The sequence below is a fragment of the Pseudomonas sp. HP_14 genome (assembly GCF_055283875.1).
Genome location: NZ_JBTOQI010000005.1, coordinates 83,790 through 98,898, shown reverse-complemented (window position 1 = coordinate 98,898; position 15,109 = coordinate 83,790). Strand labels below are relative to the sequence as shown.

At 57.9% G+C, this 15,109-nt stretch carries 13 protein-coding genes; 9 read left to right on the top strand and 4 right to left on the bottom strand.

From position 1 onward, the window contains the following. Positions 1-4: 4 nt before the first annotated feature. From ACYASS_RS05615 to ACYASS_RS05605, 3 genes are all read left to right on the top strand, one after another. Entirely contained in the window at positions 5-658 is a 654-nt protein-coding gene (locus ACYASS_RS05615; RefSeq protein WP_463585382.1) for an alginate O-acetyltransferase AlgF, read from the top strand. 14 nt (positions 659-672) lie between these two features. After that, complete coding sequence (locus ACYASS_RS05610) at positions 673-1,647, top strand: alginate O-acetyltransferase AlgX-related protein (RefSeq protein ID WP_463585381.1); 975 nt, start codon at positions 673-675, stop codon at positions 1,645-1,647. Positions 1,648-1,724: 77 nt separating this feature from the next. After that, a complete protein-coding gene (locus ACYASS_RS05605; RefSeq protein WP_463585380.1) occupies positions 1,725-2,507 on the top strand; it encodes an alpha-amylase family protein in 783 nt (260 codons plus the stop codon). A gap of 145 nt (positions 2,508-2,652) precedes the next feature. On the opposite strand, the gene ACYASS_RS05600 is transcribed toward ACYASS_RS05605, so the two are convergent. The 4 genes from ACYASS_RS05600 to ACYASS_RS05585 form a co-directional block, all read right to left on the bottom strand. Then, on the bottom strand, positions 2,653-3,906 hold the full coding sequence (locus ACYASS_RS05600) for an OprD family porin (protein ID WP_243248266.1): 1,254 nt from the start codon (positions 3,904-3,906) through the stop codon (positions 2,653-2,655). A 174-nt stretch (positions 3,907-4,080) separates the two neighbouring features. Continuing rightward, a complete protein-coding gene (locus ACYASS_RS05595; protein ID WP_463585379.1) occupies positions 4,081-5,106 on the bottom strand; it encodes a TRAP transporter substrate-binding protein in 1,026 nt (341 codons plus the stop codon). Between the two features lie 52 nt (positions 5,107-5,158). Next, positions 5,159-6,439, bottom strand: a complete 1,281-nt coding sequence (locus ACYASS_RS05590; RefSeq protein WP_243248269.1) for a TRAP transporter large permease subunit — start codon at positions 6,437-6,439, stop codon at positions 5,159-5,161. Continuing rightward, positions 6,436-6,999 carry a TRAP transporter small permease gene (locus ACYASS_RS05585; RefSeq protein WP_243248270.1) on the bottom strand — a complete coding sequence of 188 codons (564 nt, stop codon included), beginning with the start codon at positions 6,997-6,999 and terminating at the stop codon, positions 6,436-6,438. Before ACYASS_RS05585 ends, ACYASS_RS05590 begins: the two co-directional genes overlap by 4 nt. A gap of 486 nt (positions 7,000-7,485) precedes the next feature. Between ACYASS_RS05585 and ACYASS_RS05580 the strand changes: the two genes are divergently transcribed. From ACYASS_RS05580 to ACYASS_RS05555, 6 genes are all read left to right on the top strand, one after another. Further along, positions 7,486-7,914: an NUDIX hydrolase gene (locus ACYASS_RS05580; RefSeq protein WP_463585378.1), complete on the top strand. Its 429-nt coding sequence runs from the start codon at positions 7,486-7,488 to the stop codon at positions 7,912-7,914. A gap of 75 nt (positions 7,915-7,989) precedes the next feature. Then, a complete protein-coding gene (locus ACYASS_RS05575; RefSeq protein ID WP_463585377.1) occupies positions 7,990-9,684 on the top strand; it encodes a sensor domain-containing diguanylate cyclase in 1,695 nt (564 codons plus the stop codon). 107 nt (positions 9,685-9,791) lie between these two features. Next, positions 9,792-11,588: a methyl-accepting chemotaxis protein gene (locus tag ACYASS_RS05570; RefSeq protein WP_463585376.1), complete on the top strand. Its 1,797-nt coding sequence runs from the start codon at positions 9,792-9,794 to the stop codon at positions 11,586-11,588. Positions 11,589-11,933: 345 nt separating this feature from the next. Next, positions 11,934-13,079 carry an ABC transporter substrate-binding protein gene (locus ACYASS_RS05565; RefSeq protein ID WP_463585375.1) on the top strand — a complete coding sequence of 382 codons (1,146 nt, stop codon included), beginning with the start codon at positions 11,934-11,936 and terminating at the stop codon, positions 13,077-13,079. A 9-nt stretch (positions 13,080-13,088) separates the two neighbouring features. Then, entirely contained in the window at positions 13,089-14,174 is a 1,086-nt protein-coding gene (locus tag ACYASS_RS05560) for a FecCD family ABC transporter permease (protein WP_122664727.1), read from the top strand. Next, positions 14,171-14,959 (top strand): ABC transporter ATP-binding protein, encoded by a 789-nt coding sequence (locus ACYASS_RS05555; RefSeq protein ID WP_463585374.1) that lies wholly within the window; start codon positions 14,171-14,173, stop codon positions 14,957-14,959. The genes ACYASS_RS05560 and ACYASS_RS05555 overlap by 4 nt, the downstream gene beginning before the upstream one ends. Positions 14,960-15,109: the final 150 nt, after the last annotated feature.

Below are 15,109 nucleotides of genomic sequence, written 5' to 3'. Positions count from 1 at the left end.
TGATATGTACCCTAGAATCTGCTTGTGGCTGGGCATGAGTCTGGCTGCCACCTCGGCCCAGGCCGCGTCTGAAATCGCTCAGTTGTATGAATCAAAACTGCCGGAAGGTTCGGCCTGGGTCCGGGTGGTCAATCCATCCGACAGCACCCTGCAGGTACGCATTGATCAGGGCGCGAGCTTCAACCTGTCCGCGCAATCGACACTGGCCAGCCCGTTTCAGGTGGTCGATGGCCGTCAGCCCTTGCGGCTGACGGTGAATGGCCGTGAGATAAAAGACCTCAAGGCTCCGGCCAACGCTTTTGTCACGCTGATCCTCGACAACAACCCCGCCGCAGCTCCACGGTTGGTGGTTGACCCGCCTGTGCGCGGCAAGGACTTGCGTGCCGAGCTGAACCTTTACAACCTGAGCAACGGTTGCGAAAAGGCGGATGTCAAACTGGCCAACGGCTCCAGCGTGTTCAGCCAGGTGCCACTCAAGGGTCAGGCGCAGCGCACCATCAATCCGGTGCAAGCGACCCTGATTGCCAGTTGTGGTCAGAGCGCCAGCCTGCCGTTCAAACTGGAACCGTTCAAGGCCGGTGATCGCTATAGCCTGTTCCTGATCGGCTCGGGCCAGACGCCGCGTCTGGTCGGCCTCGTCGATCAGACTGCGCCATGATGGCCCGACTGAACATGTCCCTCTCCGGTCGCCGCCTGCCGCTGCCCGCGATGATGACCGCCGTATTATTGCTGAGCTTCTCCAGCACTGCGGTACTGGCTGCTTCGGCAGTGATTACCGGCAAAGACGGCTGGTTGTTTCCGGCCTGGGAAAGCCTGAACAAAGTCGACAATGCCGGTACCACTCGCAGCATCGCGCTGATCAAGGATGTGCAGCAGCAACTTGAGCGCAACAAGATCGCGCTGGTGGTGCTGGTCGTGCCCATGAAAGCGCCGTTCTATGCGCAGCGCCTGCCCGCCGATCAGCCGTTGAAACCCGCCGTTGCGCAACGTTACGAGCAATTGCAAGGCGCGATGCACAAGGCTGGCCTGACCACGCTGGACATCAAGCCGATCCTGCAGCAAACCGAACACGGTGATCAAACGGCGTTCTACCGCGCCGACTATCACTGGACGGCCTGGAGTGCCGAGAACACGGCCGACGCCACGGCAAACCTGATCAAGCAACGCTATACGTTGCAGGGCGAGTCCGGTGGCGGCGCCGTACTCGGTGAGTGGTTCGATAAGCGAGCGTTTGGCGATCTGGCCAGTAACTTCCTGCCTGCGGTCAAACGCAAAGCCATTGGCCGGGACATCTACACCGTGCGTCATCAGGTGGAAAAAGACTTGTTGATCGACGATGCACCTGCGCCAGTTCATGTGATTGGCAACAGCTTTGTACAGCCTTATCTGGGCTTCACGCAGAAGCTGTCCAACGCGCTGGACCGACCGGTGACGCTGACCTGGAACCCGGGAGATGTCGGACCTTGGGCCACCCTGCTGCAATACTTGCAGTCAGCGGATTTTGCCCAGCAGAAACCTCAGGTGATCGTCTGGCAATTCAACGAAGGCCAGTTTCATCAAGGCCCTGATGCGTCGGCCAACTGGAACGCCAAAGGCGTGGTTTCGTTGAGCCAGTGGCATCAGCGCATCAACAAGGCGCTACCGTGAGGATTACAGGCAGGCCATTAAACCGTGCGACTCTGACCGCTCTGCTGCTTGCAGCCATGATAGGGACAGGGATCGCCATGTTGATAGCAAACGCAGTTAAACCGTTGAATCCGGGAATCGTCGGTATGGTCTGGCAACCGGACAACGCCACGGTGGGTATCAAGGGAGACTGGCACAAACTCGGCGCACGGGAATTGTTGGTGCAGTGGACGGTGGTCGACGATCAGGCGTTTGTTCCGGGTACTGGCTTGCCCGGCGTGCCGGTCATGCCTGACTGGGTACGGATCGGTAAAGAGCCTTGGGCCAAAGACGTTATCGTCGGTCTGGCCGGGTATTTCAGCGAGAATCGCTCCCGGGATAACGTTGAGCAACTGGCTAAACTTTCAGAGCGCGTTGCCAAACTCTCTTTGCCGCTGAACGTCACGGGCTACTACTTTCCAGCCGAGGTCGATCCCAGCTGGACAAAGGCCAAGGAGCTGCCTGCACTGTTGGCCAAACTGCCAAGGCCCTTATGGATCAGCGTTTACGATGGCGCCAATATCGGCCCTGCTGCTACGGCTGACTGGCTCAAGCAATGGCTACCCGACGACATCGGCGTGTTCTTCCAGGACGGCGTCGGCGTCTACGCCCGCACAGCCCCGGTGGCTCGGACCTATGCCGATGCGCTGCGCGACAGACTGGGCAAGGACCGCGTGCGAATCATCGCCGAGGCTTTCCGGCCGCAATACGGCGGCGGTTTCCGCTCCGCCACCGTCGAGGAGCTCACACCGCAGCTGGAAGCGTATGACGGCTACCCGCTGTACCTGTTCGACGGCCCGCACTACGTGACGCCGGAGTTGGTGAAGCAGCTGTTGAAGTGAGGCTGGCAAATCAGCCGGATTGCCAGGTCCTGTAGGAGTGAGCTTGCTCGCGATGGCGACAGGTCAGGCGAACACTTATCGACAGAAACATCGAATCGCGAGCAAGCTCACTCCTACAGAGTTCCGTTTTAAACCGTACTACTGATTACAAAATCGATAACGGGTAGTTGATGATCAGGCGGTTTTCGTCGAACTCGTTGTTGCTGAAATCACGGCGCATGGTGGAGTTGCGCCACTTGAGGTTGAGTTTCTTCAGGACGCCGCTTTGAATGGTGTAGGCCAGCTCGGTTTCCCGCGCCCATTCCTTGCCATCGGTGGTGGCTGACGTTCTGACGTTGTCGCCGCTGATGTAACGGTTCATCAAGGTCAGGCCCGGGACGCCAAGCCCGGCGAAGTCATAATCGTGGCGGACTTGCCAAGAGCGCTCTTCGGCGTTATCGAAGCTGGCGTTGTAGCTGTCGTTAGCCAGCGTACCGCCACTGGTGCCGTTGACCCGCATCCAGGTGTCGCCACTGACTTTTTGCAGACCCACGTAGAACACATGAGCGCCATACTTGGCGGAGAACAACCCCGAATACGTCTTGTTATCCAGATTACCGGCCAGCTCGCGCCCGTCTTCCCCGCCTTTGAAGAACCCCAGATTTGCCCCCAGCGTCCAGTCGCCCAACGGCTGGCTGTGCACCAATTGCAGGTATTGCTGGTTATAAACGTCTTTCAGCTCCGCGCCCCACACGCCGACCATGGTGCGATTCTGATTGAACTTGTACTCGCCGCCGACGAAGTTGAATCGATCAGACACACCACCACCGAAGTTCATGTCCTCCATGCTTGCGTCGTTACGCGGGCTGTTGCCCTGAAACTGGCCGCCGTAAAGGGTCAGGCCATCGATTTCATTGGAGGTGATCTGCGCGCCCTGGAAGGTTTGAGGCAGCGAGCGGCCGTCATCCGAACGCAGGATCGGCAATACCGGCATCCACTCCCCGACCTTCAACTCGGTTTTCGAGATCCGTGCCTTGCCCGCCACTGCCAAACGACCGAAATCATCGGCCGGGCGTCCGTCACTGTGGCGTGGCAACAACGCCGTACCGTAAGTACCGCCACCGCCGTCCAGCTTCACCGACCACATGCCCAACACATCAACACCAAACCCCACCACGCCCTGAGTAAAACCGGACTTGGCATCCAGAATGAAACTCTGCGTCCATTCTTCAGCTTTGCTTTGCGGGTTAGTCGGGTCAACGAAGTTGCGATTGATATAGAAGTTGCGCAAGCCCAGAGTGACCTTGGCATCGTCAGCGAAACCCGCAGCCATTGCGCCACCCGGCGCGATCAACGACAGCCCCAATGCCGTTGTGGTGAAACCGAGAACGTTCGCTGCAAGGGTATTTAATTTAGCCATTTTTGTTATCCCCATTTCAGTTGGACGAGCACAGTCATACGCGACCTGAAAAGGCCCGTATTACCGGTTCAACGTGGTTAACCGTCACGGGATTTGCGTGACGGGATTATGCGTAACTCATTTCAAGTGGCGGCCATAAGCGGCGATGCCAGCTTATGGCCCTTCCGGCAGGACTTATTGCCCGGCACGCACCTTGGCGATTTCGTCGTACATCAACTTCACCAGCCCGCCATCAAGTTTTTCCGAGTACTTCTTGATCACCGGCTGAACGCGCTCACGGAAACGATCTTTCTCTTCGGCAGAAATGTCGTTCACGGCTACGTTTTTCTGCTGTTCCAGATAACCACGGGCCTTGTCCATGCTGCTTGCAGTCACTTCACGTTGATACTGCTGAGCTTTTACCGCAGCGTCTTTAACCAGCTTCTTTTCATCGTCATTCAGCTTGTTCCAGGTTTTCTGGCCAATGATGAAAGACTGCGGATTGAAGATATGCCCGGTCGTCGAGATGTACTTCTGCACTTCATAAAACTTGCTGCCCTGAATCACCGTCAGCGGGTTCTCCTGACCGTCGATAACGCCCTGCTCCAGGCCGGTGTAGACCTCAGGGAAGGCCATGGCTACCGGGTTTGCGCCCAGCGCGTTGAAGGTGTCCAGATAGATCGGCGACTGGATCACGCGGATCTTCAGGCCCTGCATGTCTTCCAGCTTGTTGATCGGGTGCTTGCTGTTGGTCACGTTGCGAAACCCAAGGTCCCAGTAACCGAGACTGACCAGCCCTTTGCTGTCCAGTTGCGCGGCGAGCTTTTGACCGACCGGGCCATCGATAACAGCGTGGGCCTCTTCGATGTTATTGAACAGGAACGGGAAGTCGAGCATGGCAAAGTCCGGCGCCTGGGCAGCCAGAATGCCGGAGTTGAGGACGGTCATGTCCAGGGTACCGCCCTGCAACGCGGAAACCGTCACGACGTCACCGCCCAGAGTGCCGCCCGGAAACAGCTTGACCTTGATCTTGCCACCGCTGCTTTGCGCCAGCAGCTCGGCGAACTTCTGAGCCCCCTGCCCTTGTGGATGTTCCTGTACGTTCTGGAACGCGAAGCGCAGCGTGCGCTCACGAATTTCAGCCGCATGGCTGGCCATGCTGCCCAGCAGCAGACCTGTGGCGCAGGCCCCGGCCAGCAGGGTTTTCATCAGTTTTTGCATGTCACTCTCCATATTGTTTTTAGAAGTCGAGTTACGGGAATGCACACCGGTATCAGCCGGTGAAAAACTTCAACGGTACAAGCACCAGCGAAGGGAACAGCACCAGCAGAAACAGCACAACAAACTGGGCCAGCATGAACGGCCAGACACCGCGAATGATTTCATCCATGCTGATTTTGGAAACACCACACACGACGTTCAGCACCGTTCCCACAGGGGGCGTGATCAACCCGATGGCGCAATTGATCATGAACAGCACGCCGAAATACACCGGGTCGATACCGGCCATGACCACAGCAGGCATCAGCACCGGGGTCAGCAGCAGGATGGTCGGGGTCATGTCCATGGCCGTACCGACCACAATCACCAGCAACATGATGACGATCAGCAATATCGTCTGGTTGTCCATGAACGGCTCAAGCACGCCAGCCAGTTGGTCCGGCAGTTCGGCAATGGTCACCAGCCACGATGACACCATGGCGGCAGCGACCAGAAACATCACCACAGAAGTCGTTTTCGCGGAGGCCAGAATCAGGTCGTACAGCTGATTGATCTTGATTTCCCGGTAGATCACCAACGCAACAAACAGCGAGTAAACCGCGGCGACCACTGCCGCTTCTGTGGGTGTAAAAATCCCGAACTTCAGGCCGAAGACGATGATCATCGGCAAACCCAATGCCCATAGCCCTTCGATCAGGGTGCGCATGACTTGCGCGGCACTTTGTTTTGGGGGCGGCTCGATATTTTCCTTGCGGGAAACGAACCACCACGCCACTGCCAACGATGCACCGAGCATCAGCCCCGGCACGATACCGGCCAGAAACAGCTTGGAGATCGAAACGCCGGACGCGACACCAAACACGATGAAACCAATGCTCGGCGGGATCACGGGAGCAATGATCCCACCCGCAGCGATCAACCCCGCCGAGTGAGCACGGTTGTGCCCGGCACGCACCATCATCGGCACCAGCAATGCTGCAAGCGCCGCAGCGTCGGCCACCGCAGAACCCGACAGCGATGCCAGCAAGCACGACGCAAGAATGGCCACGTATCCCAGACCACCGCGCTTGTGTCCCACCAGCGCCATGGCAATGTTGACGATCCGTTTGGACAGACCGCCCGCATTCATGATTTCGCCCGCCAGCATGAAAAACGGGACGGCCATCAAGGGAAAACTGTCAGCCCCGTTGAGCAGGTTCTGCGCAATGATCTGGGCATCGAACAGGTCGAGTTGCACCATCAGGGCGACACTGACCAGCAGTAAAGCGAACGCGATTGGAATGCCCAGCGCCATGGTGCCGATCAACGAACCGAGAAAAATAACCAGAGTCATGGATGGGTTCTCTCAACAGGCGGTTGCTGGCTGTGGATCTGTTTGATTTCCTCGGAGGCGTCGCTGTCCGTGACCATTACCAGCTCGTCATCCGCCAGTTTGCCGGTCATCACCAGGTACAACTCATACACCAGAATCGCCGCAGCGCTGGCACCAAACACCAACCCCGACGAGTAGAACAACGCCATGGATAAACCTGACGCGGGTGCGACCACGTCTATGTTGATGACCGCCTGCTGCCAACTGCCGATGAACACCAGCCAGCAGATGTAAAGCATCATCAGGTGCCCTACCACCAGGCAGAAACGCTTGCCACCAGCGGGCAAACGCCGGACCAGGCTGTCGAAGCCCATATGGGCACGGTCTTTGAGCGCTACCAGCGCGCCGAGAAAGATCATCCAGACGAACAACCAGCGCGACAGCTCTTCCGACACGCTGATGCCCGAGTTGAAGGCATAACGCAGCACGACATTACCGAACACCAGCAAGAGCATGGCGATCATGCACAACACAATCAGCAGCTTGAGCAGTTTGAAGTACAGGCCGACTATTCTTTTCATTATTGATACCTCGCAGAAACCCTGAACCCGACGCAATGAGCGTAGCGCGGCGAAGGCAACTACCGGTTTGGCGCTGACTGAGACGTGGTGCACACGCGGATATCGCGCAAGATCAAACGAGCAACAGATGGTTGCGTGACGGGGAATTCGAAGATGAACAATTGCGACCGCATGAGGGTGTCTCCATTGTTTTTATTGTTCCTCGGCACTGATGGCCAAGGTTTATGAGATGGAAAATGTACTAACCGGTTAATTCGGTCAATATCAAAAAATTAACCTGATCGGGGATTTGGAGGACGAAGCGCACATGTATTTACCGTCAAAATCTTCGAAAAATAAGCCATCAGGCGCTATCAACAGCAAATCAGCGGAAAAATTCCTTATCTAAACAACCAGCGATCAAAAACAAAAGCGTGCGATTATCGATTATTTTCTGATTAATTCAGCCCTCTACTGTTATCAGCGTCCTCGCTCAGGAGGTTGTCCATGCCCGAACATTCGCCGTTTTCCGGAGCCAAAATCGCCCTCCTCTGCGAAGGTCAGATATTGATCTATCTGCGCGATGACAAAACCAACATCCCCTGGCCCGGACTATGGGACCTCCCCGGCGGCGGTCGCGAAGGCAATGAAACGCCGCTGGAATGCGCGTTACGCGAAACAGAGGAAGAGTTCGGATTGACGGTTGACCCCGCCTGCGTGGTCTGGACGCGGGTTTATCCCGGCCAGGGGGCAAATGGCCTGGACACCTGGTTCTTTGTGGCCGAAGTATCGCCCGGCACTTTCGCTACTGTCCGTTTTGGCGATGAAGGCCAGCGCTGGGAGGTCACCACGGTAGAAGCTTTTCTATCTAATAGCAGCGTCATAAAGCACTTTCAGCAGCGACTAAGGGAGTACCTGCTTCAAGTCAGCTTTTAACGCACTAAAGTGATACTGGCGGCTGATGCAAGTTGCGCATAACATGCCGTGATTCCATATAGCCAGATATCACCCATGATAATAGCCAGCTTGCGCAGCCACCTGACACTCTGGTTCGCCGGACTGTCGCTGCTCGCCTTACTGAGCGTGGGTTTCTATGTCGGCCACATCGCCACCGAACAAATCAAGCAAGCCAGCGGCAGCTCCCTGCTCAGCACTGCGAAGTCAGCCGCGACGATGCTGGGCACGCAGTTGCGCGAGCGTCAGTTGGAGATATTTCTGCTCAGCCGCGAACCGCATCTGGTGCGCGGCAATCTGGATGACCCGGACATCTTGCCGTCGATGGAGCTGCGCACCCAGTCTCATTCCGAGTACGCCTGGATGGGCGTTGCCGATACCAGCGGTAAAGTCCGGCAAGGCGTAAAAGGCCTGTTGCTCAATCAGTCAGTGCTAGAGCGGCCCTGGTTCAAAGCCGGCCTGCAAGGCCCATATACCGGCGATCCTCATGAAGCCGTCTTGCTGGCCAAGCTGTTGCCCGCCGACGCCAGTGGTGAATTGCTGCGCTTCATCGATTTTGCTGCGCCGATACGCACCGCTGACGGTACGGTGGTCGGAGTCCTTAGCGCCCATGTGCACTGGAACTGGATGACCCGGATCGTCGAATCGGCCATTTTGCGCGAAGGTGTCACCGCTGACCTTGAAGTGCTCATCGTCAATGGCGACGGGACGGTGCTCTACCCTCAACAACTGACCGGACAGAAACGTCCCGAGCTGCTCGCGACACAGCAACCTTCAACTCCGGGAAAAGCCGCTGGCGCGCCGGAATGGTCCGAAGACGCTGACTACCTCTCCAGCGTCTTGAAGGTCCCTACTCCACCCTCCGCCAACCTGGCGTGGTACATCGTGGTTCGCCAGCCTCTGGAAACAGCGCTGCAGCCTGCGCGGATCCTGCTCTACAAACTGCTGATACTCGGTGTTCTGGCCGCGCTGGCCTTTGGCGTGGTGGCCTACTATCTGGCCCAGCACATGAGTCGCCCTATCGAGCAACTGGCACGCGCAGCCAAACGGATACAGGCCAAACAGCCCGGTGCTGAATTTCCTCAGGAGCATTCAGTACGGGAAATTGCCCAACTGGGCCAGTCCATCCAGAGCATGACCGAATCGCTTCTGGACAAGGAACGCGAGCTGCAAGATACCAATGCCTCGCTTGAGGCCACCGTCAAACAACGCACCGCGGCACTTACCCAGGCCAACGCCGACCTGCTGAAAATGGCGACCCACGACGCGCTGACCGGGGTCTACAACCGAAGGCGTTTTGACGAAAAGCTGCTTGAGTGCAGCCAACTGTTCGAGCGTACAAAACGGCCTTTTGCCTTGCTGTTCATTGACGCCGACCACTTCAAACATGTCAACGACACCTACGGCCATGCCACCGGTGATGACGTGCTGCACCAATTGGCACAGCTGATTGAGGAAAACACACGCGCCACTGATTTCGTGGCCCGTTATGGCGGAGAAGAGTTCGCCGTTTTATTGCCTGAAGCGGACGGCGAAGAAAGCCCGGAAGTCGTCGCCGAAAGAATTCGAAAAGCCGTCGCCGAGGCGACCTTTGACCTCGTTGGGCAAGTCACCGTCAGCATTGGTATCGGCGTGGCGGACGCCGCGGATGCCAATACCACGGCGCTCATCAAGCGGGCCGATCAGCAGCTTTATCAGGCGAAGGCTTCAGGCCGAAACAGAGTGGCCAGCAAGGCTATCGTCGACACATAAAAATCGCGCAACGATCGCGCCGGGCCAGGTCACGTTAAAGCTTTGCCCCCTGCGGTCGACGACTACCTATTAAAGAATAATTTATAAACTTGCAGAGGAGCAGCGGGATGCGGATGTTCAAGGCCTTGTATGAGTCTATCGAAATGCAATTTTTCGATTCGCTGACCAAAAAGCTCTCAAGCCTTTTCCTGCTGGTCGCCGTCAGCGGGCTGTTGTACTGGATAGCCCTGAGCATTCGCGCCGACATTGTTCAGCAACTGCGCGGCGCACAACTGGATGCCGCCGTGCTGAGCCAGATTGAGGGCAGCCTGAACGGCCTGAGCAATGCGATTCTGTTCAGTACGCTGTTCACCCTGTTCATGGTCAGCTTCATGGTCTGGTATTTCCGGCACCTGATCGTGCGACCGGTGACGCACATGACCAATGCCCTTGCAGAGATCGCCAATGGTGAAGGTGACCTGTCCAGAGATCTGCCGCTGCTGACCCACGACGAGATACGCGTGCTGGCCAGCACCTGCAACCGCTTTCTGGGCAAACAACGGGAAATCATCAGCAACGTGCAGGCACTGACCGTGCACATCGCCGTGGAGTCGGCTCGCTCGCTGAAAAACATCAGTGATTCCAGCGACAGCGCAACCCATCAGGCACGTTTCGCCAAAGAAGTGATGGATCAAAGCAACATGGCGGTGGGCAATATCCAGGAGGTTTCCCAGCAAACCCAGGGCATTTCCAGCACCACCGCGCAAAACCTGAGCATGGCCCGCGACTCCTACGCCGAGCTGCTGGAGGTCACCGGCAATATCAGCGAGATTTCCAGCAGCCTTAACGAATTCGGCACACTGGTCTCTGCACTCAATCAGCGCTCGTCGAGCATCAAGTCCATTGTGGGTCTGATCCAGCAGATTTCCTCGCAAACCAACCTGCTCGCGCTCAATGCGGCCATCGAAGCGGCCCGTGCCGGAGAAAGCGGTCGAGGCTTTGCGGTCGTCGCCGATGAGGTTCGCACGCTGGCACAGAACGTCAGCAAAGCCACCGAAGATATTTCGCAGAACATTGACGCAATGCTCAGAGAAGTCAGTTCCACTCATGAGCAGACCACCCAGATCAGCCACAGCGCACGGGAAACGCAAAAGGTCGTTGAGCGAGCGTCCGGCCATTTCGAGACGATGATCGGCGACTTCGAGTCCACTAACGGCAAGCTTGCCGACATCGCCGAACATATCCTGCAGTTCGCGGAAAGCAACAACGGCATTAATGACCGTGTGACGCAGATCTACGCCGACAGCCAGTCTATCGATCAACGCATGCAACATTCCGCCACGGCGACCCGGGACCTGTCAGGGGTCGCGGAGCGAGTGCAAACCATGCTCGGCAAGTTTGTGCTGGGGCATGGCGCCCTGGATGCGGCGATTACCCGTGCCAGCCAGTGCCGTGATCTGCTGCAGGAACGCCTTGCGGAGCTGCACCGTGGCGGGCTTAATCTGTTTGATCAGAATTACAAGTTGATCCCCGGCACCGACCCCAAGCAGTACATGACGAGCTATACGGAGCGCTTCGCTCAGGCCTGCCAGGAGGAATGCGACAAACTGACCAGGGGCACAAAGGGCGGCAAGGTTTCGTTCATTGTCGACACCAAGGGTTACTGCCCGGTGAACAACAGCTGGGTATCGAAGCAGCCTACGGGCGATCGCGCCATTGACTTGCCTGTGTGCCGCAACAAGCGGATGTTCGCAGACCCTATAGGCCTGCGTGCAGCGGGCAACACCCAACGCTTCCTGCTACAGACGTACCTACGCGATACCGGGGAGATCATGACCGAGATCGATGTTCCGTTCTTCTTTGACGGACGTCATTGGGGCAACTTGCGGATGGGGTTTGATGCGGCGGTGTTACTGGCGGAGTAATCAGATCGTCGGCGATAACCCCGCCCCCCCCCTGTGGCAGATTCGATGCCGACCGGCCCCAGGCATGATATGGCTACCATTATCCGAGCGAGACGCCGGACCTGTGGGAGCCGAGCTTGCTCGCGATAAAGCCGAACGCGGTCCATGTTAGATCGCATACGCCTTATCGCGAGCAAGCTCGGCTCCCACAATTACATTTCAGGCTGGCAGAGGCACATTGCCCAGTGTGAATGGTAAAACCTGACGAATGAGAACAATTCCGTTACCCTGTGCGCACTTTTTTACGGCGGATATGTCGTGCTGCCTGCGGCCGATTCGTCCTCACCTCTCGGTATGGGTAATTCAATGCGCCTGTTCACACATCTCGCGGCCGGTGTCAGCCTGCTGCTAGCCGGTCAAACCCTGGCCTTCGCAACCACCTATCCAGTCACCGTAACCGACCTCACCAACCGCCAGGTCGAGATCCCCGCCGAACCCAAACGCATTGTGTTGCAGGATGGCCGTGACCTCTTCACCCTGGCCCTGCTCGACCGTGCCGACCCGTTCCAGCGCATCGTAGCGTGGAACAACATCGTCAAGCGCTCCGACCCCAACACCTGGAAAGTCTTCGAAAACCAGTGGCCAAAAACCGCGAATCAGGCTACTGACATGAAGTTCGGTGACGACGGCGATCTCAACCTCGAAGCCGTTGTGGCGGCCCGTCCTGATTTGCTGGTGTTCCAGACCCGCGCACGCGCCTCGCTGGAAAATGCCGGTGTGGCACAGAAACTGGCCGCACTGAAAATCCCGGTGCTGTTCGTCGACAGCGACCTGGACCCGGTGGTCAACAGCCAGAAAACCGTGACGCTGCTTGGTCAAGTGCTGAACCGCGAAGAAGAAGCCAAAGCCTACGTCGACTTCTACAAGTCCCGACTGGCCAAAGTCGAAGCCATCACCCAGGAGCACAACAAGAAGCCCCTGGTGTTCGTGGAAGCCAAAGCTGGCCAGGGCGGCGCATCTGCCTGCTGCTTCACGCACGGAGATGTCTACTGGGGCAAGCTGGTACAGGCTGCCGGTGGCGTGAACCTCGGCTCGCAACTGCTGCCGGGCGCCACAGGCGACGTAACCCTGGAAACCGTATTGGGCAAACAGCCTGATGTGTATGTCATGACCGGCACCCAGTTCCCGGGCAACACCTCGGTGTCGCCACCCTTCGGCTTCGGTGAAAGCGTCAAACTCGACGCGATCGAGCGCCAATTGAAACTGCTGGAGCAACGCCCCGGCTTCGCCCAGCTCAAAGCCAGCCAGAATGGTCGGGTTTATGGTGTCTACCACCAGTTCTACGCCAGCAGCTGGAACATTCTGGCGGTAGAAAACCTCAATCAGGCGTTCTACCCGGAAAGCGCCAAACAGCTCGACGCCGCTGCCAGCCTCAAAGCGCTGTTCGGCCTGACCGGTATCAAGGCAGTCCCTGCGATTCTGTACGCGCCTGCGCCTGCTACCGGTAAATGACCCGCACTCATGACGACCTCTATCGGTAACGCTTCATCCGACGCCAGCAGCTATCAGACCCGCTACACCCATACCGTGTGGAAACGCACGGTATTGCTGATCAGCCTGCTGGTGATCGCTGTGGTGGCTTTTATTGCCGACCTGATCGTCGGCTCCGGGACGCTGACGTTCGGCCAGGCCATGAGCGGCCTGCTGCAGCCCGACAGTGTCGATGCCAGCACGCGCGTCATCCTCTGGGAATTGCGCATGCCCATGACGCTCATGGCAGTGCTAGCGGGCACCTGCCTGGCGCTGGCAGGGCTGATGATGCAGACGGTACTCGATAACCCGCTGGCCGAGCCCTTTACCCTGGGTATCTCTTCGGCCGCAGGATTCGGCGCCTCACTGGCGCTGGCCTTCAACTTTTCGCTGGGCAACGCACTGCCGGGGTTCGGTGCCGACTTGCTGGTTACCGGCAACGCCTTTCTGTTTTCCTTGCTGACAGTGGGCATCATCCTGCTGTTGACCCGTGGTCACGTTGGCTTGCAAGCCATCACCCTGTTGGGTATCGCGGTGCACTTCGTGTTCAGTTCGTTGCTGGGTCTGGTGCAGTACGTGGCCAGCGTCGATCAACTGCAAAGCATTGTGTTCTGGCTCATGGGTTCGCTGCTCCACGCGACATGGAACAAGGTCACGCTGTGCGCGATCATCGCGCTGATCGCCATTCCCGTGGTGCTCGTTCAGGCGTGGGCATTGACGGCGCTGCGCAGCTTTGGCGAACAGGCGGTGGTGTTCGGTATTCCGGTGCGACGTATTCGGACTGTGATGCTGATGCTCGCTGCGCTGCTGGCCGGTGCAGTGACCTCGGTGGTCGGCATTATCGGCTTTGTCGGTCTGGTTGCGCCGCACGTGGCGCGCCTGCTGGTAGGTGAAGACCAGCGCTTTACCATTGGGGTGACCATTGCCTGCGGGATCATCTTCGTCACCCTCGCCTCGCTGGCCAGCAAGCTGATCGTGCCGGGCGCAGTATTGCCCATCGGTATGGTCACCTCGCTGATTGGCTTGCCGTTCTTCATTATTCTTATCCTGCGTGACCGGAGACTGACATCCCGATGAGCTTCGCCACTGCTGACTACCGCGTCACTATTCACGGCAGGACTATTCTCGACGGGCTGGCCGTCAAGGCCGAGGCAGGTCGCACCCTGGCGCTACTGGGTGCCAATGGCGCAGGCAAGTCGACGTTCATGAAGGGCTTGTGCGGGCTGACCAAGGCGCACGGCTCGGCGACCATCGACGGTATCGACCTGCTGGGTTCATCTCCCGCTGTTCGGGCCAAATTGATCGGCTATGTCGCCCAGGACCTGGCGCATCTGGATGTACGCCTGTCTACCTACGAACTGCTGCTACTTGCCCAGCACGGCAGCTCACGCGGCTGGGCAACCGGCAAGGATGCCCAGCGCAAAGCCAGCGAGATGCTTGAGCTGCTGGGGTTGCAGCGTTTCGCCGAATGTCAGCCGGGGCAATTGTCCGGCGGTGAGCGGCAGATGATTTCTCTGGCCCTGGCACTGGTGCGCAGCCCGCGCCTGTTGCTGCTCGATGAACCGACTTCTGCGCTGGACCTGGCCAATCAACTGCAGATTCTCGATGCGGTCAGCGCCTACACGCGCAAAGAGAACATCGTCACTCTGGCGATTTTCCATGACATGAATCTGGCCAGTCGCTACGCCGACGATACCCTGATGTTGCATCACGGCCATGTGCACTGCAGCGGCCCGACCCGTAGCACCCTGACCCCGGAAAACCTGGCTCATGTGTACGGGGTTGATTGCCGGGCGATCAGCGTTGATGACGGCGCGTTTACGGCGATTTATCCGGTGTCGGTGCTTAAAGCTGCAGGCTGACACCTCTCTGTAGGAGCTGCCGAAGGCTGCGATAGCATTTGTTCTGACACACCGCCATCGCAGCCTTCGGCAGCTCCTACAGGGTCGGCTTCTACCTCTGCACAGCGCACGACATGCCGCACCTCCTGCCTTTTTCGCAATAAAGCACTT